We start from the raw sequence: 21,924 nt of genomic DNA on the forward strand, positions 1-21,924 counted from the left end.
CGGCGCGCGCGGTCCGGCCGGTGAAGAGCACGTCGTCCACGAGTACGACATTGCGCCCCTCCACGTTCGGCAACGGCTCGGGCACGCTGGGCTTCGGTGCGTCGGACCGGTCGTCACGGAAGGGCGTCACGTCGAGCGGATGCACGGGAATCGTGCGGCCGTCCGTCTCGCCGACGATGCGGGCGAGGGTCTCCGCGAGAGCTACGCCCCGCTTACGAATGCCGAACACTTCGAGTGTCGCCCCGCCCCGATTCCGCTCGACGATCTCGTAGGCGAGGCGGGTGAGCGTCCGGCGGACGCGCTCGGGAGAGAGGATAGCCGTTCGCGACATATATAAGGTGTGCCTTGGCGTGAATGAAGGACTGCCTAGCTACGCCGCGCAGGCAGCCACACGTTGAACGGCGACGGCGACACGGAGGGCAGCTTCGATACGACTTTCCGCAACACTCCGTGCGAACACGGGGAAGATAGCGCGCCGCTATGCAGGATCGGCGAGGAGTTCGCCGCGAAGAACGGTGATGGCGTGACCGCTGAGTAGCACCCGGTCGCCGCGCACCTCGACGCGGAGCGTCCCGCCGCGTGCCGAGGCCTGAAACGCAGCGAGTGGGTTGCGCCCGAGCTTATCGACCCAGTACGGCGCGAGGCAGCAATGAGCTGAACCCGTCGCCGGGTCTTCGTCCACCCCAGCCGCTGGCGCGAAGAAGCGCGAGACGAAATCGATGCCATTTGAGCCGCGCGCCGTCACGATAATCCCGCGCACGACATCGATCGCGCCGAGCGCACGGAAGTCCGGCGCGAGACTGCGCACGGCTGCCTCGCCCCCTACTTCGACGAGGTAGTCAAACCGACTGCGGGCGATGTGAACAGGCTCGACACCGAGGGCGGCGGCGAGGCCATCTGGCGCGTCGGCAGGTTGGGGGGCCGTAGCGGGGAAGTCGAGCGTGATGAGATCGCCGCTGCGCGTCGCGGTGAGCAGACCACTCCGGGTGTGGAAGCGCGCGGTCGCCTCGGGCGAGAGGCGGCCCGTCTCCCACAAGACGTGAGCGCTCGCGAGCGTCGCATGACCGCAGAGGTCTACTTCGACGGTCGGGGTGAACCAACGGAGATCGAAGCCGTCGGCGCGCGGGACGAGGAACGCCGTCTCGGAGAGGTTCATCTCCGCGGCGACGTGCTGCATCCACTCGGCCGACGCCGCGCGGTCGAGCAGACAGACGGCGGCGGGGTTGCCGCGAAACGCGGTGTCCGTGAAGGCATCGACCTGGTACATCGGGACGGGCATCGGCTAGGCTACGGTCTCGGTAGGCGCCGGCCGGCTCGGGCACGCCTCGCGGCGGCAGTGGCCGTAGAGCGTGAGGGCGTGGTGGCTGATCTCGAACCCGTAGATCTCCCCGACCGTGTCCTGGATGCTCTGCAGGCGCGGGTCACAGAACTCGAGGATCTCGCCACATTCGAGGCAGATGAGGTGGTCGTGCTGCCAGTACGCGTAGGCCCGCTCGTACTTCGCCTGGTGCTGACCGAACTGGTGCCGCACGACGAGGTCGCACTCGAGCAGCAGGTCGAGCGTGTTGTAGACCGTCGCGCGGCTGATCCGGCTCCCCTTCTGCCCAAGTCGGACGAACAGCTCGTCGGCGTCGAAGTGGTCGGCGGTGGCGTAGACCTCGTCGAGGATCGTAAAACGCTCAGGGGTCTGCCGCTGCCCACGCTCCTTCAGGAACGCGCTGAAGGTGCGGGTGACCTCGTCCATCTGGGCCTGCGGGAGCGACGACATAAGCGGGATGCGGGGTTCACGGCTGCTCGGGGGGAGAACCGGAGGGCACGGTGCCGGTTCCGGTCACTAGTTCCGGTAGCAGCCCTTCTAAGTCTCGCTTGATCTCTTCACGCACAGCATCTATCGGGCGCGCACCGTCGATAACTACAACCCGTTCTGGTTCAGACTCAGCAATTTGCAAATAAGCTTCTCTTACTCGTCTATAGAACTGCAATCCAGAAGCCTCAATACGGTCCGCTGAGCGCCCCGCCCTTCTCTCGAATGCTAACTCAACAGGCACATCTATAAAATATGTCCTCTGCGGGACAACCCCACCGGTAATGAACTGATTGAACTCCCGCAAAACATCGTAATCAGCGACCCCTCGCCCACCTCCCTGATATGCTGTAGTTGAATCGTAGAAACGATCGCAAATGACTATATGCCCTGATGAAAGTGCTGGCTGGATTACCTCTTCCACGAGTTGCGCGCGAGCAGCCCAAAACAACGCGAGTTCTGCCCGGGCGTATATCTTCGAATCAGGGCTTAAAAGCAGGCTCCTGATTTGCTCGGACAAGGCAGTGCTACCCGGTTCGTGCAGCATCGTGACTTGATACCCTGCTGCCTCCAAGTCGAAATCAATGAGGTATGCCTGCGTGCTTTTGCCACTGCCATCGATGCCCTCGAACGTGATCAGCATGAGAAGCAAAGGAAGGTGAAAAAGCCAGGCGTGGAGCGCGCGAAGGGGAACATACGGCGCATCTGAAGGATGAATCGCGGAGCAAGTGGAGGGAGTCGGCGATGTGGGTATTGCATGTTGCCGGCCTACCTTTAAATTAGGCCCTGTCGGGTTAACCCTATCGGGTCTGGAAGAGTGGCCGCGACCCTCCGCTCCGATTCCGTTTCGCCGCGCGCTATGAGCATGTTCGAATTCGAAGACTTCGACGAAGGACGAGGGGACGAGGGGCTCAACGACCTCATCCTCGCCTACGAAGAGAGTCAGAAGGACGGCGGCACCGCCTACTTCGACTCCGAAGCGCTGGAGGAGATCGCCACCTATTACTTCGAGCAGGGCCGCTTCGAAACGGCGCTCGACGTGATCGACCGGCTGATCGAGACGCACCCGTACTCCTCCGACGCGTGGCTGCGGCGCGGCGTCCTCCTCAACAACCTCGACCGCAACGGCGAGGCCCTCGCCGCCTACGACACCGCGCTCGGGCTCAACCCCGTCGATCCCGAGACGATCATCAACCGGGGCATCACGCTCGACAACCTCGGCCGCTCGGTCGAGGCGATGGAGTCCTACGAGCAGGCCCTGCAGTTCGACCCGCTGAACGAGGAGGCGCTCTTCAACCAGGGCATCACGCTCGAAAAGCTCGGCCGCTTCGACGAGGCCGTGGCTGCGCTCGAACGCTGCGCCGACCTCAGCCCCGAGCACCCGGAGATCTGGTACGAGCTCGGCTACTGCTACGACCAGGCCGGCCGCTTCGACGAGAGCGTCGCCGCCTACGACCGGCAGATCGACCTCGATCCGTACTCGCAGAACGCGTGGTACAACCGCGGCATCGTGCTCAACCGCATGGAGCGCTACGCCGACGCCGTCGCGAGCTACGACTTCTCCCTCGCCGTCGACGATGCCTTCGCCTCGGCGTACTACAACAAAGGCAACGCCCTCGCGAATATGGGCGACCTGCAGGGCGCTGTCGAGAGCTACCTGAAAGTGCTGGAGTACGAGGAGGGCGACGCCGCCACGTACTACAACATCGGGCTGGCCTACGAGGAGCTCGAAGACTACAAGACGGCGGTGACGTACTTCCGCCGCGCCGTGCAGGACGACCCCGAGTACCCCGAGGCGTGGTACGGGATGGGCTGCTGCTACGACGCGCTCGAACGCCACAAGGACGCGCTCAAGTGCTTCGCCCACGCGCTCCAGCTCCGGCCGGAGGTCGGCGAGTTCTGGTACGCCCGGGCCGACAGCGAGTACAACGCGGGGATGCTCGACGAATCGCTCCGCTCGTACGCTCGCGTCGTCGAGCTGGAGCCGGAGAACGAAGAGGCGTGGCTGGACCTCGGCGAAACGCTCTTCGAAGCCGACCATCTCGAAGAGGCGCTCGCGGCCTATCGGAAGGCCGCCGAGATCGACCCCGAACTGACCGAGGCGCACGTGCAGCAGGCCAAAGCCCTCTTCGCGCTCAGCCGCAACGACGAGGCGATTGCCGCGCTCCGGCAGGCGTTCGAGCTCGACCCCTCCGTCCGCGACGAGATCCGCCACATCTACCCCGACCTCGCCGCCGACGCCCGGCTCCGCCCGCTCTTCGGCACCGACGAGCGTACGCGCCGCTCGCGCTGACCTCCCGCTTCTCTCCGCACCAACCGTAGGGGCGACCGGCCGGTCGCCCCTACCTTTTTATATGCCCGACCCGCTGCCCGACGCCTCCACGCGCCTCGTCCTCCTCCTCGGCGATCCCATTGCGCACTCGCTCTCGCCGCTGATCCACAACACGGCGTTCCGCGCGGCCGGGCTCGACGCCGTCTACCTCACCTGCCGCGTCGCCCCTGACGCCGTGGCCGAGGCCGTCGCTGGACTGCGAGCGCTCGACGTACTCGGCGCGAACGTGACAATTCCGCACAAGCGCACTGCCCTCCTCCACCTCGACCTGCTCACACCGGAGGCCGAGGCCATCGGCGCCGTCAACACGATCACGCGGCTCGACGACGGCACCCTCCGCGGCGACAACACCGATGCGGCGGGCTTCCTGCACGGACTCGACACGGAAGCGCTGCGCAGCGCACCCGCGCTCGTCTTCGGCAACGGTGGCGCGGCGCGCGCCGTGGTGTACGCCCTGCTGACCGCGCTCCGCCCCCCGTCGCTCACGCTCGCCGCACGCACCCCGGCCGCCGCCGAAGCGCTCGCCGCCGACTTCGCCCGCTTCGACGAACGCGGAGCGCTGCGCGTCGTGCCGCTCGCCGACGCCGGTCCGGCGGTGCGCAGCAGCCGGCTCATAGTGAACGCGACGCCGCTCGGGATGCACCCGCACGAAGACGCAACGGTGTGGCCGGACGCCGAAGACTTCGGCGACGGGCAGACGGTGTACGACCTCGTGTATGCTCCCACAGAAACCCGCTTGCTGCGCGATGCAGCGAGCCGAGGCGCACGGACGGTGGGCGGACTCGCTATGCTCGTCGGGCAGGCCGCCGCCGCGTTCGAGCAGTGGACCGGCCAGCCGATGCCGCTCGACGCCGTCCGTGCCGCGCTCCGCCAACGCTTGAACTTGTAGAGGCAGGTCTCGTACCTGCCCTCGCTCGGTCCCGTTACGCCGCATCGGGCAACCACGACACCGGGCTATCACGCGCCTCCCTTCCTCCCTTCCGCAGATGACATCAGCCCCTCCCCTCCTCCGCCCGTCAATCTTTGCCGACGCCCCCGACATCGTCGCGGCGTTCACCACGCGCGATGGCGGTATCAGTCAGTCCCCCTTTGCCAGCTTCAACCTCGGCCTCTCGACGGGTGATGACGAGGGGGCCGTCCGTGAGAACCGCCGCCGCCTCCTCGACGCGCTCGGCTTCGCGCCCGACGCGCTCGCCACCGTCGGGCAGGTCCACGAGGCGGATGTGGCGACGGTCTCCGAACCCGGCCATACGCCCCGGCACGACGGGCTCGTCACCGACTGCCGCGGGCTCGTGCTCGGCGTAGTCGTCGCCGACTGCGGGGCCGTGCTCCTCGCCGATGCCGAGGCGGGCATCATCGGCGCGTGCCACGCGGGGTGGCGCGGGGCCGTCGGTGGCATTCCCATCGTGACCGTCGAGGCGATGCGGGAGCTTGGCGCGGAGCCGAAGCGCATCCGGGCGTACATCAGCCCGTGCATCGGACGGGAGGATTTCGAGGTCGGCACCGAAGTGGCGACGCAGTTCGACGGCGCCCACGTCCACCGACCGCCGGAGAAAACGAAGCCGCACGTCGACCTCGCCGGCGCGATCGTGACGCAGTTGCTGAAGATGGGGCTCCGTAAGCGGCACATCGAAACCGAGGGGTGCAGCACGTTCGACACGGCGCGGTTCTTCTCGTACCGTGCCGAGGGCGGCACGACGGGGCGGATGATGGGCGTCATCGGGATGCGGGAGGAGGCATGAAAGCGATCTCGATCTGGTTCATCGCGGCCATCTTCGTCGGTGCCGGGGTGATGCACTTCGTCAAGCCGAAGCTGTTCGCCGCGATCGTCCCGCCCTTCCTGCCGAACGCGCTCCTGCTCGTCTACCTCAGCGGCGTTGCCGAAATCCTCGGCGGCCTCGGCGTGCTCGTCCCAGCGTTTCGCGCCTGGGCCGGGTGGGGGCTGATCGCGCTCCTCGTCGCGGTCTTCCCGGCGAACGTCTACATGGCGCTGGAGGCGGAGAAGTTCGGGATCGCGCCGGTGTGGCTGTGGCTCCGGCTCCCGCTCCAGCTCGTGCTCATCGCGTGGGTGTGGTGGGCCACGAAAGCGGGATGACGGAGACGCGAGAGCGGAGGCTAAAAGTCGATGCCCCTCGGTCCTGTCTCCACCCGGCGATGAATCACCGGGCTCACGAGCATAAGGACGCTGAAGCGCCCTCCTTCCCATGCGAGGGTGTAGCCCCAGCGGGGCTTCGGCTGTGAGCCGGGGATGCACCGTAGACTTCAGGCCCCGGTGGTAGATGGCAACACGGCATGCGGTCAATTGGGAACGCGGCGATGCGGAGCGAATACGGAAACATGAGGAAAGGATGACGCAAACTTAACAGTACATTTTTAGGCGTCGAGTTGAATGGGCCGAATATTGTATTGTATTTTGCACCTCGCCCCCTAAAACCCACGCCTCCTCTCTTTTGGACAAGATCGACGAAATCGACGCCCAGATCCTGAGCCTGCTCCAAGCTCAGGGCCGGATCAAGCGCAACCGCATCGCCGACGCCGTCGGGCTCTCCGTGCCCGCCACGTCGGAGCGGATGCGGAAACTCGAAGAGCGCGGTGTCGTCACCGGCTACCACGCCACGCTCGACGCGCGGCGGCTCGGCTTCGACGTGACCGCGTTCATCCGTGTCTCCTCCGACGGCTCCGACCACTACGGCGAGTTCATCGAGGCTGTCACGGCGATGGACGCCGTGCAGGAGCTGCACTCCATCACGGGCGAGGGTTCGCACATCTTGAAAGTCCGCGTCCGCAACACGAGCGCGCTCGAACGCCTCCTCGCCGAGGTCCAGCGGCTGCCGGGCGTCCGTGGCACCCAGACCTCGATCGTGCTCTCGACGCAGAAAGAGTCCACCGCGCTCCCCGCCGAGCCGATGACGCTCGTCCAGATTCCCGATTAACCGCGGCCCCGTCCCGTCGCATCATCCCGCATAGACGCAGCATGCTGCGTCTCTACCGAACCTCTCAACCTGCACTCCCTCATGCCTGCCATTCAGACCCGGAACACCGGCACCAACGGTCACGCGCGCCGCTTCGACGTCGAGGCCATGTTCGGCCAGAACACGTTCGGCCTCACCGAGATGAAGGCGCGCCTGCCGAAGGCCGTCTACAAACGCCTCACGGCCACGATCGAGAAGGGCGAGCCCTTCGACGCGACCGTCGCCGACGCCGTCGCGCTCGCGATGAAGGAGTGGGCCGTCGAGCGCGGCGCGACGCACTACACCCACTGGTTCCAGCCGCTGACGGGCCGGACGGCGGAGAAGCACGACAGCTTTATCACGCCGAATGCCGGCGGCGGCGCCGTCGCCGAGTTCTCGGGCAAGAACCTGATCCAGGGCGAGCCCGACGCCTCGTCCTTCCCCGGCGGCGGGCTCCGCGCCACGTTCGAAGCGCGCGGCTACACGGCCTACGACCCGACGAGTCCGGCCTTCCTCATCGAGCACAACGGCTCGGCCACGCTCTGCATCCCGACGGCCTTCGCGTCGTGGACCGGCGAAGCGCTCGACCACAAGATCCCGCTCCTCCGCTCGATGGAGGCGCTGAACCAGCAGGCCAAGCGCGCGCTCGAAGTCTTCGGTGACAAGGTCACCCGCGTCGTCGCGACGTGCGGCTCCGAGCAGGAGTACTTCCTCATCGACGAGGGCTTCTACCACGAGCGGCCCGACCTCCTCGTCGCAGGCCGGACGCTCGTCGGCGCCGCGCCGCCGCGCGGGCAGGAGATGGACGACCACTACTTCGGCTCGATCCCCGAGCGCGTGATGGCGTACATGAACGCCGTCGAAGAAGAGCTCTACCGCCTCGGCGTGCCCGTCGCGACGCGGCACAACGAGGTGGCGCCGGGGCAGTACGAGTTCGCGCCGATCTTCGAGAACGCGAACGTCGCCGCCGACCACCAGCAGCTCATGATGATGACGTTGCAGCGGACGGCCCCGCGCTTCGGCCTCGTCTGCCTCCTCCACGAGAAGCCGTTCGCCGGCGTCAACGGGAGCGGCAAGCACTGCAACTTCTCGATGGCCACGGACGCGGGCGAGAACCTCCTCGAGCCCGGCGACACGCCGCACGACAACCTCCGCTTCCTGTTCTTCTGCACCGCCGTCATCCAAGCCGTCCACATCCACCAGGACCTCCTCCGCGCGACGATCGCCACGGCGGCGAACGACCACCGCCTCGGCGCGAACGAGGCCCCGCCCGCGATCCTCTCGATCTTCCTCGGCGACCAGCTCACCGACGTCTTCGAGCAGATCACCGACGCCGGCAAGGCGACGTCGAGCACGTCGAGCGGCTTCCTCGGCCTCGGCACGCCCGTCCTCCCGACGCTGCCGCGCCACGCCGGCGACCGCAACCGCACGAGCCCGTTCGCCTTCACCGGCAACAAGTTCGAGTTCCGCGCCGTCGGCTCGTCGCAGAGCATCAGCTTCCCCCTCACCGTCCTCAACACGATCACGGCCGAAGCGATTGACGACCTCGCCTCGAAGCTCGAAGCCAAGCTCGACAAGAAGCGCTCGAAGAAGGCCATCGAAGACGCGGCGCAGGAAGTCATCGCCGACTCGATCCGCGCGCACAAAGCGATCATCTTCAACGGCGACGGCTACTCCGACGCGTGGCACAAGGAGGCCGAAGAGCGTGGGCTCCTCAACCTCAAGACCACGCCCGAGGCGCTCGCCAAGCTGACCGACAAGAAGAACGTCGCCGTGTTCGAGGCCTACGACGTGCTGACCGAGGCGGAGCTCGAGAGCCGCTCGGAGATCCTTCGCGAGCAGTACGCCCTCACGCTCAACATCGAAGCGGCGACGACGGAGAGCATGGCGAAGACGCTCGTGCTCCCGGCCGCGATCCGCTACCTCATGGAGCTCGGCGAAGCGGCCGAGGCCGTCGAGGACTTCGGGCTCGATGTGTCGGGCACGAAGGAGACGGCCGAAGGCGTCGTGAAAGAGGTCAACGCGCTGCGCAAAGCGCTCGACGGGCTGAGCAAGGCCCGCGCCGCCGCGCACAAGGCGAAGCACGAGGATGTCGCGATGAAGGACAAGGTCATCCCCGCGATGACGAAGGTCCGCACCGCCTGCGACGCCCTCGAAAAAGAGGTCCCCGCCGACCTCTGGCCGCTCCCGACCTACCGCGACATGCTCTTCGTGAAATGACGACCGTAGGGGCGACCGGCCGGTCGCCCCTACCACGGCGTCGCGTTCCATGCGCCCGCTCTGTACGCCCCGGCGCTCCGGCGCCGGGGCTTTCTGCGTACCTTGCCCCCCACGTCTCTTCCCCGCCCGTCGTCCGCGTTCCCGCCCCGTGTCTCCCGTCCTCTGCAATTACTACGTCACGTACCGCTGCAACGCGGCGTGCAGCTTCTGCGACATCTGGGAACAGCCGTCGCCGCTGATCTCGCTGGGGGACGCGGCGCGCAACCTCGACGACCTCCGCCGCCTCGGCGTCCGCATCATCGACTTCACGGGCGGCGAGCCCCTGCTCCACCCCCAGATCGGCGACCTGCTGACACTCGCGAAGGACCGCGGCTTCCTCACGACGGTCACGTCGAACGGCCTGCTCTACCCGAAACGGGCCGAGGCACTGCGCGGAAAGATCGACCTGCTCCACTTCTCCATCGACTCGCCCGTGCCGCACGAGCACAACGCCTCGCGCGGCGTCGACTGCTTCGACAAGCTGATGGAATCGGTCGAGGTCGCCCTCGCGCTCGGCGAGCGGCCGGACCTCCTCTTCACGGTGACGAATGAGAACGTCCACCACCTCGACGCGATCTACGAGACGATCTCCCGCCCAAACGGGCTGATCCTGATTCTGAACCCGCTCTTCGAGTACAACGCGCTCGGCGAAGGGCTCGCGGACGAGGTGATGGAGCGGATGGCGGCGTTCGGGAAGAAGCCGTACGTCTACCTCAACCCCGCCTTCCTCTCGCTCCGGCAGCGCGGCGGCAACGACCCGGCCGCGCCCGACTGCAAGGCGGTCACCACGAGCGTCGTGATCTCGCCCTTCGACGAGCTCGTCCTCCCGTGCTACCACGCCGGGCTCGAAAAGCTGCCCATCGAAGGCCGCCTCTACGACCTCTGGCACGGCGAGCGCGTGGCCTATCACCGCGAGATGGAGGGCCGCCACGCCGCGTGTGCCGGCTGCACGATCAACTGCTACTTCGAGCCGAGCTTCGCCGTGAGCCCCGGCAGCGGCTATTTCTGGGAGAGCCTCCCGTCGAAGGTTCGGTACTCGTGGACGAAGTTCGTCGTGCAGCGCCTCAGCGCCAAGCTCGGCGGCCCCCGCCACGCCGACCTGCCGGACTTCGCCGCACTCGAACGCGACGCGCTCGAAGCCGCCGTCCGCACGCAGGGCGACGGCGCGGCCACGCCGCCCGAGCTGATCGAACTGCCGGTACTGCGATAGGAACAGGGCAGACACGTGGGTCTGCCCCTACGCCCGAGCCAATCGCAGGAACGATCCTCGTGGTCGCCCTGCCACACCGGATGCTGCGTTATACGGATTCCGACTCTCGACGTCAGGATATTCGTCTTCGTTGAGGCGTGCCTCCTCGCGGTAGAGACGCAACATGTTGCGTCTCTACCGACGGCCGAGCCAGAGGCTATCCTGACACCGGCAGAACGGATCCGTATTAATGCTTGGCGTTCTGTGATCGGCCAACCTTTTCGGCAAGCTCGAAATATGGTTGGGCCTCTTCCGGTCGGTCGAGCACGGCATCGTAGAAATGTCCGATCTCTCGGTACGCTTCGACATGAGTGGGGTCTACCGAAAGAGCCTGCTTATAGCTCCGTAACGCATCCATCAACTCACGTCCGTCCTCGTCGTCACCCGACAGTTGGATGAGATGGCCGCGAAGACACCACAGGCTCGCCGACTGCGGGTGATCTTCCAGCGCGTGCTCCACAGAGTCTAGAGCCTCAGAGGTAGCGGAGCCACGCTCCGGCAACATCGCTCGAATAGCCTCGATATGTTCTTCTTCAGTCATCGGTCTATCAGCCTGCCTGCCAGCGGCGGCGAGCCCACCGGCTCTGCTCTTTCCCTCCGCTCTTCGGCTCTTCCCCTCCTCCGCTCCTCTCCGCCTGTCCGTTACGCTGCTCGCGGAAGAGCACAGCGACGACGGCCGCGGCGCGCTCCACACCGGGATCGTCCGGGTGCAGGGCGTCGGGGGTGAAGTGGTCTTTGACGAAGCCCGTGTCGAACTGCCCCGAGCGGAACGCCTCGTGCTGCATCACGAAGCGGCAGAACGGAATCGTCGTCTCGACGCCGGCCACATCGTACTCGGCGAGGGCGCGGTCCATCCGGTCGATGGCTTCGAGGCGGGTGCGGCCCCACGACGTCAGCTTCGAGATCATGGGGTCGTAGTGGATCGGGATCTCGTCGCCCTGCTCCACGCCCGAGTCGTAGCGGACGCCGAAGCCGGAGGGTGGGGCGTGGCGGAGGAGCGGGCCGGGCGCGGGGAGGAAGCCAGCCGCCACGTCCTCGGCGTAGACCCGGCTCTCGATCGCGTGGCCATGAATCGCGAGGTCGTCCTGCCCGTAGCCGAGTTCTTCGCCCTCGGCGATGCGGATCTGCTCCCACACGAGGTCGAGCCCGGTGATCCACTCGGTGACGGGGTGCTCGACCTGGAGCCGCGTGTTCATCTCGAGGAAGAAGAAGTTCAGCTCGTGGTCGACGAGGAACTCGACCGTCCCGGCGCCGACGTAGCCGCAGGCGCGCGCGGCCTGCACCGCCGCCTCGCCCATCGCCGCCCGCATCTCGGGCGTGAGCACCGACGACGGCGCTTCTTCGACGACCTTCTGGTGCCGCCGCTGGATCGAGCACTCGCGCTCGAAGAGGTGGACGACGTTGCCGTGCGTGTCGGCGAGGATCTGGAACTCGATGTGGCGCGGGCCGAGGAGGTACTTCTCGATGAACACCCGCTCGTCACCGAAGGCGTTGCGCGCCTCGCCCTGCGCCGCCTGTACCGCCCGCTCGATCTCGCTCGCCGACTCGACGACGCGCATCCCTTTGCCGCCGCCGCCGGCCGCCGCTTTGATGAGCACGGGGTAGCCGATCTCGTCGGCCGCCGCGACAGCCTCGGCCACGTCCGCGATCGCGTCGACGGTGCCGGGCGCCATCGGGACCTCAGCTTTCTCCATGATCGCGCGGGCAGCGGTCTTGTCGCCCATCGCGCGGATCGCGTCCGGCGGCGGGCCGATGAACGTGATCCCAGCCTCGGCGCAGGCTTCGGCGAAGCCCGCGTTCTCGGAGAGGAACCCGTAGCCGGGGTGCACCGCGTCGGCGCCCGTCTGCTTCGCGGCCTCCAAGATCCGCTCGGCGACGAGGTACGACTGGTTCGACGGGGCGGGACCGACGAGGACGGCCTCGTCGGCCATCCGCACGTGGAGCGCGCCCGCGTCGGGCTCGGAGTAGACGGCGACGGTGGCGATCCCGCGCTCGCGGCAGGTCCGCATCACGCGGACGGCGATCTCGCCCCGGTTGGCGACGAGGACTTTGCGGATGTGCGTCATTTCGGCGGGGGCGGGCTGAGGGATGGGCTCTGGCACGGTCTCTGTGTTTTCAGACGAGTTGGCAGCGGGTCCGGCCGCCACGAAACCCGGCCGGCCGGTCCAGAAACTTACGGTAGGTGGCGATCACCGATGGCGGAGCGACCCGACTATTACCAGATTCTCGGCCTCGACGAGCACGCCCCGGCCGAGGCGATCAAGAAGGCGTATCGCGCGTGCGCCCGCGCCCATCACCCGGACCGTCACCCCGATGATGCGAAGGCGGCCGAGCGGTTCAAGGGCGTGACGGAGGCGTACGACGTGCTTTCCGATCCGGCCCGCCGCCAGCAGTACGACCTCCTCCGCCAGCACCCGCTCAACACGTTCGGCCGGTTTCCGACCGCCGCCGACTTCGGCCCGCCTCCCGGGCCGACGCCGCGCCGTGCGAGCCTTCAGATCCGGCTCTCGTTCGAGCAGGCGCTGCGCGGCGGCAAAGCGAAGGTCCACCTGCCCGACGGCCGCCCCCTCCACGTCCCCATTCCGCGTGGCGTTCGCGACGGGCTCCGCCTCCGGCTCCGCAACGAGCACCCCGGCGCGTCCGAGCCCGACGCCCTTTTCGTCACGTTCCGCGTCGCCCTGAGCCCCCGGTTCCAGCGCAGCGGCGACCACCTGCTCACGAGGGAAACCATCTCGGTGTTCGACGCCCTCTTCGGCACGGAGCGGCGCATCGAGAACGCCTACGGCCAGCCGGTCGCGCTGCCGATCCCGCCGGGCACGCAGCCGGGCGAGCGGCTCCGCCTGTCCGGGCAGGGCGTTGCGACGGATGCGCACACCGGCGACCTCTTCGTCGACATCGCCGTGACGATCCCCCGCGACCTCACCGACGAACAGCACGAGCGGCTCCGCGCCGCGGCGGAGGAAGCTGGATTGCTGTAATGCTTACGGATTCAGCGCACGTGACAGCGCGAGGTGGAACAGGTCGGCCTCCCCTTGGACCTGTACGAACAGGCTCCGCGCTCCCTTTTTCATGACCCGCACGCCGTTCTGATAGCACTCGGCGCCGAGCAGGGCCGAGTGCTTTAGCTCGATCGGTTTGAGCCGCCCGCCCGCCAGCACGAGACGCCGGTTCGTGACGTACACGGAGCCCGTGTCGAGGCGGCGGAGCGCTTCTTTCGGGACCGAGATGTGGGCGACGCGGTGCGCGTGGAAATCCTTTCGAAAGCTGGACCGGCTCACGCGAAGCCGCGAGTAGTTCAGATCGAACCACGTCGCACCGCCACCGTAATGCCCGATTTCGCCGGTCTGCATCCGCAACGGAAGCTCCACGGCCGGCAGGTCGCCGTGGCGAAGCTGCCAGCGATACGTGGCCCGGTCCATCAACGGCCGCACGTCGCCGGGGATCGCCACGCCGATGCCCGTAGCCAGCGCCTCCAACTCGGCGGCCTCGTCGGCGGAAAGCTCGCCGTCGCACAGAGCGTGGGCGATGCGGCGGAGTAGCTTCGTCCGAGCGGCCTCGTCGAACACGGCTCCGACGTGGTCCGCATCGAGGCCGAGCGTGTGCTGCATCGTGAAGAGCAGGAGCCGTTCCTCCACGCTGAGGCAATCGTCGGTGAGCACATCCGAGACAGTCGCACCGTACGCCTTCCGGTGGACGCCGTCGAGGTCTTTCGCTTCGAGGGCAAGCGTGCGGGCGAGGTGGGCGAGCCGGTCCCGCTCCTCCGCCGTCAGCGCGCCGTCGGCGAGGCAGTGCGTGAGGTAGCGGGCGTAGAGCGCGCGGCGCTCGTCGGCGAAGGCGCGCGTGAGGTCGACGCCGTGGGCCCGCCCGATCCGCTCCCGGCTTTCCGGGCCGAACTCGCGCGGGTGCTCCGCCGCCGCAATCAGGTTGTGGAGCTCGACGTACGCGTTCCGCTCCGGCTCCGCCCCCGTCATCCGATCGAGGAAGCCGGGCGCTTCGTAGTCGAGCAACTCGAACGGGTCCATCGGCGGGGGTAAAAAAAGGGGACGAGCCGCCGAAGCTACTCGTCCCCTCCGTACGGAGTCAACGCAGAGCGCGGCGTTACGCGCTCGCCTCGGCCTTCTGCTGCATCAGCGCGCGCTTTCGGGCGTGCGGGTCGAGGTGGCGCTTGCGTAGGCGGAACGACGCCGGCGTGATCTCGATGAGCTCGTCCTCACGGATGAACTCGATCGCCTCCTCCAGCGACATCCGGCGCGGCGGCGTGAGCTTCTCGAAGTTGTCGGCGCTCGACGCCCGGTGGTTCGTGAGCTTCTTCTCCTTCGTGATGTTCGCCTCGAGGTCCTGGTCGCGGCTGTTCTCGCCGATGATCATCCCGTCGTAGACGTCGTCCTGCGGCCCGACGAACAGCTCGCCGCGCTCCTGCAGGTTGACGATCGAGTACGGCGTCACCTTCCCGGCGCGGTCGGCGACGAGGGCGCCCGTCGCGCGATGGCTGATGGGGCCGGCCCACGGCTTGTACGCGAGGAAGAGGTGCGTCAGCAGGCCCGTCCCCTTCGTGTCGGTGAGGAACTCCGTCCGGTAGCCGATGAGGCCGCGGCTCGGGATCTCGAACTCAAGGCGGACGCGGCCCGTGCCGTGGTTCACCATCTTCGTCATCTGCCCCTTCCGCATCCCGAGCTTCTCGATCACCACGCCCATGTACTCCTCAGGAAGGTCGATGATGGCGGTCTCGTACGGCTCGTGCGTCTTGCCGTCGACCTCTTTCGTGATGACTTGGGGCATGCCGACGGCGAACTCGTAGTTCTCGCGGCGCATCTGCTCGATGAGGATCGCCATCTGCAGCTCGCCGCGGCCGAAGACGAGGTACCGGTCGGCGCTCTCGGTCTCTTCGAGGCGCATCGCGAGGTTCGTCTCGACCTCCCGGAAGAGGCGGTCGCGGAGGTTGCGGCTCGTGACGTACTTCCCCTCGCGCCCGGCGAACGGCGAGTCGTTGATGCGGAACTCCATCGAGAGCGTCGGCTCGTCGACGTGGAGCGGCTTGAGCGGCTTCGGGTTCTCGGCGTCGGTGATGCTCTCGCCGAGTCCGATCCCGGTCATCCCGGCGACCTGCACGATGTCGCCCGGCCCGACCTCTTTCGCCTCGACGCGGTCGAGCCCTTCGCTGACGAAGAGCGCCGTGACCTGGGCGCGGTCCTTCGAGCCGTCGCGGTGGCAGAGCGTGACGGGCTGCTTCTCGCGGAGCGTCCCCTGCACCACGCGGCCACGGGCGATCGGCCCGAGGTAGGTGTCGGGCTTGACGTCGGTGACGAGGACCTGCAGCGAGCCCTCGGGATCACCGACCGGCGCCGGCACCGTGTCGACAATAGCTTTGACGAGCGGCTGGAGGTCGGTGAGCGGCTCGCCGAGCGCCGTCGTGCACTGCCCATCGCGAGCGACAGCGTAGAGCACGGGGAAGTCGATCTGCTCGTCGTTCGCGTCGAGGTCGATGAAGAGGTCGTAGACCTCGTTCAGCACCTCCTCGGGGCGCGCGTCCTGCCGGTCGATCTTGTTGATGACGACGATCGCGGGGAGCCCGAGCTCGAGCGCCTTCGAGAGCACGAAGCGCGTCTGCGGGAGCGGCCCCTCGGCGGCGTCGACGAGCAGCATGATGCCGTCGACCATGCGGAGCGTCCGCTCCACCTCGCCGCCGAAGTCGGCGTGGCCCGGGGTGTCGACGATGTTGATCTTGATGCCGGTGCCGTCGGGCGTGACGTGGCGGATGGCGGTGTTCTTCGCCATGATCGTGATGCCCTTCTCGCGCTCGAGGTCCATCGAGTCCATGACGCGCTCGTTGACGTCCTGGTTGTCGCGGAAGGTGCCGCCCTGCCAGAGGAGCGCGTCGACGAGCGTGGTCTTGCCGTGGTCGACGTGGGCGACGATGGCGATGTTGCGGAGGTTCTGCTGCTGCATGGGACTGCCGTTGGCCGGGTACAAAAGAGCGGGCGACCCGGTGTCGTGGGGCCGCCCGCGTAGTAGGCCGAAGTATACAGGGCCGCCGCGCTCAGGCTCCGCTTCCCCCGCGAAGATCACGCGGAATCCTGCGGCCGAACCGGCCGTCTAAGCACAGCTTTGCTCCCCTCTCTCCTCCTCATCCGCTCATGACTCTCCTCGGCTTCCTGCTCCTCTTGCTCATCGCTGCGGTTTGCGGGGCCGCCGGCCAGGCCCTCGCAGGCTACTCGCTCGGCGGTTGCCTCGTGTCCATCGTCATCGGCCTCGTCGGGGCCTACGTCGGGACGTGGCTGGCCGGCCAGTTCGGGCTCCCGACGTTCCTCGTCCTCGACGTCGGCGGCGAGGCGTTCCCGGTGGTGTGGGCCGTGCTCGGCTCGGCGCTGCTCGCCTTCGGCTTCGGTCTCCTCCGCCGGGCGTCGGCGCGCGTCTAGCTCAGCGCTCGCCCCGTATCCACGCCGCCGTTTCGCGGACGAGCGCGGCGTCGACGAACCCCTGCCGTTCGTACTCGGCCGGCGTGCTCAGCCCTTCGCCCGCGAAGAGGAGGTGGTTCAGCGTGGGATACCGGCGCAGCGTCGCGCCCGGCGCATCGGCGAGCGCGCCCTGCCACACGGCGAAGTCGGCGTCGGGCACGTTGTAATCGCGCCCGGCGTGGACGACGAGGACGGGCACGCCGAGCGCGGCGGCGATTGGCGCGGGCGGGTGCACGGCGAGGTCGAGCCAGTAGGCGGGCGGGGCGTGGAAGATCGGGTCCGCGCGGCTCGTGTCGGCGGGCGTGAGGGCCCGGATGCGGGCGATGTCGTCACGGATCGGAGCGCGGCGGCTGGCTCCCTCGGGTGCGACGTCGTCGAGGTGGGCGAGCTGGTCTTCGAGGATCACGTCGAGCGGGCGGGCGCCCCCGGCGAGCACGGCGATGCCCGCGACCGGCGTCCCGCGTTGGGCGGCGCGCTGTGCGATGCGCGGCGCGAGCGTGCCGCCGAGGCTGTGCCCGACGACGAACAGCCGCGCCGGATCGATGCCCGGATGCCGCCGCAGCACGTCGAGCGCGGCGAGCGCGTCGTCGATGCTCTCCTCGGCGACGGTATACGTCGTGTCCGCGAAGGACGCGGGATACACCGTCGTCCGCTTATCGAAGCGGAGCGTGGAGACGCCCTCGCTCGCGAAGCCTACGGCGAGGTCACGGAGCGGCTTGTTCGGCCCCTGCGTCCCATCACGGTCGCTCGGCCCGGAGCCGTGGACCAGCACGACACCCGGCACCGGCCCATCGGCATCCGGCACGAGGAGGGTCGCGCCGAGCGGCAGCCCAACGCCCGCATCGACCGTCGCACCTTCCGTACGGTACCGCGACGAGTCCGCGTACGGCGGCCATGTCGGCGGCGCGGGCGGCGGCGGCGTTGGACGGACGAACAGCCCCGCGACGCGCCCTTCCGCGTCGAACGACACGAGCACGTCCGCCGTCGCCCGCTCGAACCGTTGCGTCACGACGACCGTCGTGATGGGCGGCTGTGCTTCGACGCGCGTCCCCACTCGCTCCCTTGGCGCGCCGAGCTGGGCGTGCAGCGACGGCGCGAGCCCGGCGAGTTGCTCGGGCGAGAGCGCTGCCTGCATCTGCTCGTTGAAGTCCGCCGCGACCGTCTCGGTATTCCCGGCGATGAGCGCATCTACGAGCGCTTCTGCCCGCGCGACGAGCGCGGCGTCGGCCGACGGCGTTTGCGCCTGCACGGGCACGACGAGGAGCAGCAAGGCGAGGACAGGAATCTGGCGACGCATGGCGTGAAAAAGGGGGTTAGATGTTCGATGTGTTCGTACGCGGCGATGCCAAAGTTATGCGGCCGAGCCGGCTCCGCCGCCCTCGTCGTGGAGATCGTCGGTGAGGCTGTCGAGCGGGGTGTCGTGGACCTCCTGAATAGCACAAACGGCACGCCGTCGCCACCTGCCGCAGCAGCCGAGCGTAAGGCATTCATCGGGCTGTCGACCTTACTCCTCCCGTCCAAAGAAGCTCTCCCGGGCTCTCGTCTCCAGCATCTCGATGACGGCATCGCGGTCGGAGCGAATAGCCGCCGCTTGTTCTGCCGCCCCCGTCGCCTGCGTGTGTGCATTGCCCCAGACGACGAGGTCCACCAAGATGGGAATCAGCGCGATGCCCCGCTCCGTCGGTACGTAGATCCTCCGACGCCCGTCCTCTGGGTCCCGGTGGCGTTCGAGGACGCACGCCGCTACCAGCCGGTCCAGTCGGTCGGCGAGGATGTTCGTGGCGATGCCCTCGTCCGAGCCGATCTCTGAGAACGAGCGGCGGTGGCCCAGCAGGATGTCCCTCAGCACGACGAGGGTCCACCGGTCGCCGAGCACATCGAGCGAGGCGGCAATGGGACAGTCAGATCGGAGTTCGTCGGGCATGCGAAGAATATAGGTTGCATATCACAAGTGGACAATCTATCTTCGTCATGACGTCGCTTGCACAATGCAACCTAAACAGACCCCTTGCAGACACCTCCCTATGAACCCACAAGGCAAGCGCGTCGTCGTCACGGGCGGCAGTTCCGGAATCGGGCTCGCTCTGGCCCACGCCTTCGCTGAAACCGGCGGCCACGTGGTCATCACCGGGCGCTCGGAAGCCCGGTTGATCGAAGCGGCGGCCTCGCACGCGAATCTCACCGGGATGGTGTGCGACGTCACGCGGGACGACCAGGTCGTGGCGCTTCGAGAGCACATGAACGCGGGTGGCGGGACGGACATCCTCGTCAACAACGCAGGCGTCATGCACGCCTTCGATGTGACCAGCGATTTCCCGCTGGAAACCCAGCTGCAGGAGATCGACATCGACGTGGCCGGACCGGTTCGCCTCGTACATCACTTCCTGCCGGGGATGCTCCAGCGGGAGGCGATGATCGTCAACGTCAGTTCGGGGCTGGCCTACATCCCCTACGCCGCGGCGCCCGTGTACAGCGCCAGCAAAGCCTTTCTCCACGCGTACACGCAGAGCCTCCGCGCCCAGCTCGCGGGCAGCTCCGTTCGGGTCGTCGAACTGCTGCCGCCCGTAGTGGACACGCCGCTGGCGGACGGGCTCGACCCCTCGTTCGCCCGGATGCCGCCGGAAAAACTCGCCGCCACCTTTCTGCGCGAGGTCCGGCGCGGCCAGGACGAGATCACACCCGGACAGTCGCGTCAGCTCAAGTGGATGAGCCGTCTCGCTCCGTCCTTCATGTTCGGCCAACTCAACAAGTCCCCTCGCGGGTAGCCTTATGAACAACTTCGTCATCCTCAACATCCAGGCTCTGATGGGGCTGACCGCGTACTTCCTCGTCTACTGGAATTTCCTGCGCCCCTGGTTCCAGACCCAGCCGTTCGAGCGGGCCGTGCTGCCCCTCATGGTGGTGAACATCTTCCGGTTTATGGGTCTGACGTTTCTCGTGACCGGCCAACTCGACTCCTCCCTGTCTCGGGATGCCTTGGAGCTCATCGCGTACGGCGACTTCGCAGCGTCGATCTGCGCGCTTCTGGCCGCGATCGCACTCACGACCGGCTCGCGCCTCGCGACCCCGCTCGTGGTTCTGTACAGCGTCGTCGGCATCGCTGACTTGATGATGGTCTTCCCGACGGCGCTGGGGGCGGGCGTGTTCGAGGTGTCGATGGGCGCGATGTGGTTCACGGTCGGACTCTTCGCGCCGGTCATTCTCCTCAGCCACATCTACGTCGCGTACCGGCTGGTCCTCCACCTCCAGGGACGAACCCCAGCCGTACCGGCAGAGGCTCTCCTGTCCTGACCTCCCCACGCGCTCTACGCGCCGGCCGAGCGCGACCTACGCCTCCCCGCGATCCCGTGGACCGCTCTCCGCCGCTACGCCATGAGCCCCTCCGTGACGAACCCATTCCGCCATCCGTCGAAGCGCGTCCGTATCGGCGTGTGGGCCAACCTCATCGCGGCGCTCATGCTCTTCGGCATCGCCGCGTTTTGGCTCGCCAGCCCCACGGCGGCCAGTGCGGGTGCCTTCGGCATCGCGCCCGACAGCGAGGCGGCCGTCGCGTACGCGCAGTTGACGGCGATTTTCAAGGCCATCGGCGACATCATCGCCCCACTGTTCGCCCTCGTCGCCTTGCTGTACCGGCAGTGGCACCTCGCGGGCGTGCTCAACCTCCTGACGCTCGTCCTGATCCCCGCCGTCGACATGGTCGTGTGGGGGCTGTTCGCGGGGCCGGGGCACATCCTGATGCACGCGCCCTTCGCCCTCCCCATTGCAGTCGGGGCCTACTGCCTGTACGGGCAGCCGGCAGACGCCGCACCTCGCCCTGCCTCGTCATGACTCGACTCTCGCGCGTCCTCGTCATCGGGTTCTGCGTCCTCTACGGGCTCATCGCGTTCGCGACGGGCGGCCTCGTCATGTTCGGCGATGCCGAGGCGTGGGCCGATCCGATGACCGACAACACCTTCCGGTTCCTCGCCGCGATCTGGGTGGGGGTAGGCGTCGGGTTCTTCACCTGCGCGTGGCGCTACCGGACGGAGACCACGCTGTTCCGGGTGCTGATGGTGGCCCTGTTCATCGGCGGCATCGGCCGATCGATCGGGCTGCTGTACTACCCTGCCACGCCAGAGTTGATCGTGCTGATCGCTCTCGAACTCATCCCCCCGTTGTTCCTCGTCCCGATGCAGACGGCGCTGGCGCGAGGAGCCGGAGCACGTTCTTGACCGGAGGCCCGTCCCTCTTCCCCCATCCAACGCTTCATACGCTGTGATACACTCTATGAATCGAATCGACTGGAAGACGATCATGGCCGCTGTCGGCGTCGCCGGGACCGCGGCCTTCGTCGGCAACATGCTCACGATCGGCCTGGGCTTCGGTGGCTACTGGCAGAGCCTGGACCCGACCGTGTTCATGGCCTGGTTCGCGGAGAACTTCTTCCGCTTCCTCATCCCGACCGTAATGAGCGTATTGCCGTTCTCCCTCGTCGGGCTCGGCGCGTCGGTCTGGCTCGCACGAAAGGACCGATCCACGCAGCGCTATTGGACGGGGGCCCTCGCCTGCGTCGTCGTCGCGTGCCTCATCACCGCCGTGTATCACCTCCCGACGAACTTCGCGTTCGCGTCGCAGACGATGAGTCCGGCCGAGACGAGCGCGACGCTCTCGACGTGGCTGCTGATGCATTGGGTGCGTGTGGCGTTCGCCCTCGTGGGGACGGGGCTGAGCCTGGAGGCCTTCCGACGCGGGGCCGCTAGAGCGCAGATCATGTTGATGTAAGCGAGTAGCCACAGTGCCTGATCCACGCCCCCACCTCCTCCACGCTCACCGCTTCCAGCGCCTCGGCCACCGCCGCGCGCAGGGCCTCCCGCGTACGGGCTCCGACGGCCCGC

General features: G+C 67.5%; 24 protein-coding genes (1 of these 24 cut by a window edge). 14 read left to right on the plus strand and 10 right to left on the minus strand.

Annotation, left to right across the window (positions count from 1 at the left end):
• The 4 genes from pyrR to tmk form a co-directional block, all read right to left on the minus strand.
• Positions 1 to 331 carry the 5' portion of a bifunctional pyr operon transcriptional regulator/uracil phosphoribosyltransferase PyrR gene (gene pyrR, locus ABJF88_02390; GenBank protein MEP0545752.1) on the minus strand. 182 nt of this gene lie to the left of the window's left edge, so the window shows 331 of its 513 coding nt (coding positions 1-331); the start codon lies at positions 329 to 331; the stop codon falls past the left edge of the window.
• A 147-nt stretch (positions 332 to 478) separates the two neighbouring features.
• Positions 479 to 1,279 (minus strand): PhzF family phenazine biosynthesis protein, encoded by an 801-nt coding sequence (locus tag ABJF88_02395; protein ID MEP0545753.1) that lies wholly within the window; start codon positions 1,277 to 1,279, stop codon positions 479 to 481.
• Positions 1,280 to 1,282: 3 nt separating this feature from the next.
• Positions 1,283 to 1,768 (minus strand): transcriptional repressor, encoded by a 486-nt coding sequence (locus ABJF88_02400; protein ID MEP0545754.1) that lies wholly within the window; start codon positions 1,766 to 1,768, stop codon positions 1,283 to 1,285.
• Positions 1,769 to 1,784: 16 nt separating this feature from the next.
• Positions 1,785 to 2,447, minus strand: a complete 663-nt coding sequence (gene tmk / locus ABJF88_02405; protein MEP0545755.1) for a dTMP kinase — start codon at positions 2,445 to 2,447, stop codon at positions 1,785 to 1,787.
• Between the two features lie 222 nt (positions 2,448 to 2,669).
• Between tmk and ABJF88_02410 the strand changes: the two genes are divergently transcribed.
• The 7 genes from ABJF88_02410 to ABJF88_02440 all read left to right on the plus strand — a co-directional run bounded on the left by ABJF88_02410 (position 2,670) and on the right by ABJF88_02440 (position 10,556).
• Positions 2,670 to 4,097, plus strand: a complete 1,428-nt coding sequence (locus ABJF88_02410; GenBank protein ID MEP0545756.1) for a tetratricopeptide repeat protein — start codon at positions 2,670 to 2,672, stop codon at positions 4,095 to 4,097.
• Between the two features lie 73 nt (positions 4,098 to 4,170).
• On the plus strand, positions 4,171 to 5,025 hold the full coding sequence (aroE, locus tag ABJF88_02415; protein MEP0545757.1) for a shikimate dehydrogenase: 855 nt from the start codon (positions 4,171 to 4,173) through the stop codon (positions 5,023 to 5,025).
• A 97-nt stretch (positions 5,026 to 5,122) separates the two neighbouring features.
• Positions 5,123 to 5,878 carry a peptidoglycan editing factor PgeF gene (pgeF, locus tag ABJF88_02420; protein MEP0545758.1) on the plus strand — a complete coding sequence of 252 codons (756 nt, stop codon included), beginning with the start codon at positions 5,123 to 5,125 and terminating at the stop codon, positions 5,876 to 5,878.
• Positions 5,875 to 6,231 carry a hypothetical protein gene (locus ABJF88_02425; GenBank protein MEP0545759.1) on the plus strand — a complete coding sequence of 119 codons (357 nt, stop codon included), beginning with the start codon at positions 5,875 to 5,877 and terminating at the stop codon, positions 6,229 to 6,231. The genes pgeF and ABJF88_02425 overlap by 4 nt, the downstream gene beginning before the upstream one ends.
• A gap of 355 nt (positions 6,232 to 6,586) precedes the next feature.
• Positions 6,587 to 7,069, plus strand: a complete 483-nt coding sequence (locus ABJF88_02430; GenBank protein ID MEP0545760.1) for an Lrp/AsnC family transcriptional regulator — start codon at positions 6,587 to 6,589, stop codon at positions 7,067 to 7,069.
• Positions 7,070 to 7,150: 81 nt separating this feature from the next.
• Complete coding sequence (locus tag ABJF88_02435) at positions 7,151 to 9,307, plus strand: glutamine synthetase III (GenBank protein ID MEP0545761.1); 2,157 nt, start codon at positions 7,151 to 7,153, stop codon at positions 9,305 to 9,307.
• Between the two features lie 148 nt (positions 9,308 to 9,455).
• Entirely contained in the window at positions 9,456 to 10,556 is a 1,101-nt protein-coding gene (locus tag ABJF88_02440; GenBank protein ID MEP0545762.1) for a radical SAM protein, read from the plus strand.
• A 226-nt stretch (positions 10,557 to 10,782) separates the two neighbouring features.
• On the opposite strand, the gene ABJF88_02445 is transcribed toward ABJF88_02440, so the two are convergent.
• Together ABJF88_02445 and accC are read right to left on the minus strand one after the other, a co-directional pair.
• Positions 10,783 to 11,136 carry a hypothetical protein gene (locus ABJF88_02445; protein MEP0545763.1) on the minus strand — a complete coding sequence of 118 codons (354 nt, stop codon included), beginning with the start codon at positions 11,134 to 11,136 and terminating at the stop codon, positions 10,783 to 10,785.
• A 7-nt stretch (positions 11,137 to 11,143) separates the two neighbouring features.
• Complete coding sequence (gene accC, locus ABJF88_02450; GenBank protein MEP0545764.1) at positions 11,144 to 12,661, minus strand: acetyl-CoA carboxylase biotin carboxylase subunit; 1,518 nt, start codon at positions 12,659 to 12,661, stop codon at positions 11,144 to 11,146.
• 129 nt (positions 12,662 to 12,790) lie between these two features.
• Between accC and ABJF88_02455 the strand changes: the two genes are divergently transcribed.
• Positions 12,791 to 13,573, plus strand: a complete 783-nt coding sequence (locus ABJF88_02455) for a DnaJ C-terminal domain-containing protein (protein MEP0545765.1) — start codon at positions 12,791 to 12,793, stop codon at positions 13,571 to 13,573.
• Between the two features lie 3 nt (positions 13,574 to 13,576).
• Here ABJF88_02455 and ABJF88_02460 read toward each other — a convergent pair whose 3' ends face one another.
• Together ABJF88_02460 and typA are read right to left on the minus strand one after the other, a co-directional pair.
• Positions 13,577 to 14,617 (minus strand): hypothetical protein, encoded by a 1,041-nt coding sequence (locus ABJF88_02460; GenBank protein MEP0545766.1) that lies wholly within the window; start codon positions 14,615 to 14,617, stop codon positions 13,577 to 13,579.
• A gap of 76 nt (positions 14,618 to 14,693) precedes the next feature.
• Complete coding sequence (typA, locus tag ABJF88_02465) at positions 14,694 to 16,541, minus strand: translational GTPase TypA (GenBank protein MEP0545767.1); 1,848 nt, start codon at positions 16,539 to 16,541, stop codon at positions 14,694 to 14,696.
• A gap of 188 nt (positions 16,542 to 16,729) precedes the next feature.
• On the opposite strand from typA, the gene ABJF88_02470 reads away from it, so the two are divergent.
• Positions 16,730 to 17,011, plus strand: coding sequence for a GlsB/YeaQ/YmgE family stress response membrane protein (locus ABJF88_02470; GenBank protein ID MEP0545768.1), 282 nt, complete (start codon positions 16,730 to 16,732; stop codon positions 17,009 to 17,011).
• Between the two features lies 1 nt (position 17,012).
• Here the strand turns inward: ABJF88_02470 and ABJF88_02475 are convergent, their stop codons facing one another.
• Positions 17,013 to 18,347, minus strand: a complete 1,335-nt coding sequence (locus ABJF88_02475; GenBank protein ID MEP0545769.1) for an alpha/beta fold hydrolase — start codon at positions 18,345 to 18,347, stop codon at positions 17,013 to 17,015.
• 207 nt (positions 18,348 to 18,554) lie between these two features.
• Positions 18,555 to 18,974 (minus strand): helix-turn-helix domain-containing protein, encoded by a 420-nt coding sequence (locus tag ABJF88_02480; protein ID MEP0545770.1) that lies wholly within the window; start codon positions 18,972 to 18,974, stop codon positions 18,555 to 18,557.
• A 100-nt stretch (positions 18,975 to 19,074) separates the two neighbouring features.
• On the opposite strand from ABJF88_02480, the gene ABJF88_02485 reads away from it, so the two are divergent.
• The 5 genes from ABJF88_02485 (at position 19,075) to ABJF88_02505 (ending at position 21,811) form a co-directional block, all read left to right on the plus strand.
• The gene (locus ABJF88_02485; GenBank protein ID MEP0545771.1) at positions 19,075 to 19,815 is read left to right on the plus strand and encodes an SDR family NAD(P)-dependent oxidoreductase; all 741 of its coding nucleotides are present in this window, start codon (positions 19,075 to 19,077) and stop codon (positions 19,813 to 19,815) included.
• 4 nt (positions 19,816 to 19,819) lie between these two features.
• Positions 19,820 to 20,341, plus strand: coding sequence for a hypothetical protein (locus ABJF88_02490; GenBank protein MEP0545772.1), 522 nt, complete (start codon positions 19,820 to 19,822; stop codon positions 20,339 to 20,341).
• An 81-nt stretch (positions 20,342 to 20,422) separates the two neighbouring features.
• Positions 20,423 to 20,878, plus strand: a complete 456-nt coding sequence (locus ABJF88_02495) for a hypothetical protein (GenBank protein ID MEP0545773.1) — start codon at positions 20,423 to 20,425, stop codon at positions 20,876 to 20,878.
• Complete coding sequence (locus ABJF88_02500; GenBank protein MEP0545774.1) at positions 20,875 to 21,261, plus strand: DUF4345 family protein; 387 nt, start codon at positions 20,875 to 20,877, stop codon at positions 21,259 to 21,261. Before ABJF88_02495 ends, ABJF88_02500 begins: the two co-directional genes overlap by 4 nt.
• A 55-nt stretch (positions 21,262 to 21,316) precedes the next feature.
• Entirely contained in the window at positions 21,317 to 21,811 is a 495-nt protein-coding gene (locus tag ABJF88_02505; GenBank protein ID MEP0545775.1) for a DUF1772 domain-containing protein, read from the plus strand.
• Positions 21,812 to 21,924: the final 113 nt, after the last annotated feature.

It is taken from the genome of Rhodothermales bacterium, assembly GCA_039944855.1.
GTDB lineage: Bacteria > Bacteroidota > Rhodothermia > Rhodothermales > JANQRZ01 > JBBSMX01.

What these genes read in the sequence shown, in the direction of transcription:
- ABJF88_02395 (MEP0545753.1), bottom strand. Translation starts at nt 1,279, where the DNA reads ATGCCCGTCCCGATGTACCAGGTCGATGCCTTCACGGACACCGCGTTT.
- ABJF88_02400 (MEP0545754.1), bottom strand. Translation starts at nt 1,768, where the DNA reads ATGTCGTCGCTCCCGCAGGCCCAGATGGACGAGGTCACCCGCACCTTC.
- tmk (MEP0545755.1), bottom strand. Translation starts at nt 2,447, where the DNA reads ATGCTGATCACGTTCGAGGGCATCGATGGCAGTGGCAAAAGCACGCAG.
- ABJF88_02410 (MEP0545756.1), top strand. Translation starts at nt 2,670, where the DNA reads ATGTTCGAATTCGAAGACTTCGACGAAGGACGAGGGGACGAGGGGCTC.
- pgeF (MEP0545758.1), top strand. Translation starts at nt 5,123, where the DNA reads ATGACATCAGCCCCTCCCCTCCTCCGCCCGTCAATCTTTGCCGACGCC.
- ABJF88_02425 (MEP0545759.1), top strand. Translation starts at nt 5,875, where the DNA reads ATGAAAGCGATCTCGATCTGGTTCATCGCGGCCATCTTCGTCGGTGCC.
- ABJF88_02435 (MEP0545761.1), top strand. Translation starts at nt 7,151, where the DNA reads ATGCCTGCCATTCAGACCCGGAACACCGGCACCAACGGTCACGCGCGC.
- ABJF88_02445 (MEP0545763.1), bottom strand. Translation starts at nt 11,136, where the DNA reads ATGACTGAAGAAGAACATATCGAGGCTATTCGAGCGATGTTGCCGGAG.
- accC (MEP0545764.1), bottom strand. Translation starts at nt 12,661, where the DNA reads ATGACGCACATCCGCAAAGTCCTCGTCGCCAACCGGGGCGAGATCGCC.
- ABJF88_02455 (MEP0545765.1), top strand. Translation starts at nt 12,791, where the DNA reads ATGGCGGAGCGACCCGACTATTACCAGATTCTCGGCCTCGACGAGCAC.
- ABJF88_02460 (MEP0545766.1), bottom strand. Translation starts at nt 14,617, where the DNA reads ATGGACCCGTTCGAGTTGCTCGACTACGAAGCGCCCGGCTTCCTCGAT.
- typA (MEP0545767.1), bottom strand. Translation starts at nt 16,541, where the DNA reads ATGCAGCAGCAGAACCTCCGCAACATCGCCATCGTCGCCCACGTCGAC.
- ABJF88_02470 (MEP0545768.1), top strand. Translation starts at nt 16,730, where the DNA reads ATGACTCTCCTCGGCTTCCTGCTCCTCTTGCTCATCGCTGCGGTTTGC.
- ABJF88_02475 (MEP0545769.1), bottom strand. Translation starts at nt 18,347, where the DNA reads ATGCGTCGCCAGATTCCTGTCCTCGCCTTGCTGCTCCTCGTCGTGCCC.
- ABJF88_02480 (MEP0545770.1), bottom strand. Translation starts at nt 18,974, where the DNA reads ATGCCCGACGAACTCCGATCTGACTGTCCCATTGCCGCCTCGCTCGAT.
- ABJF88_02485 (MEP0545771.1), top strand. Translation starts at nt 19,075, where the DNA reads ATGAACCCACAAGGCAAGCGCGTCGTCGTCACGGGCGGCAGTTCCGGA.
- ABJF88_02490 (MEP0545772.1), top strand. Translation starts at nt 19,820, where the DNA reads ATGAACAACTTCGTCATCCTCAACATCCAGGCTCTGATGGGGCTGACC.
- ABJF88_02495 (MEP0545773.1), top strand. Translation starts at nt 20,423, where the DNA reads ATGAGCCCCTCCGTGACGAACCCATTCCGCCATCCGTCGAAGCGCGTC.
- ABJF88_02500 (MEP0545774.1), top strand. Translation starts at nt 20,875, where the DNA reads ATGACTCGACTCTCGCGCGTCCTCGTCATCGGGTTCTGCGTCCTCTAC.
- ABJF88_02505 (MEP0545775.1), top strand. Translation starts at nt 21,317, where the DNA reads ATGAATCGAATCGACTGGAAGACGATCATGGCCGCTGTCGGCGTCGCC.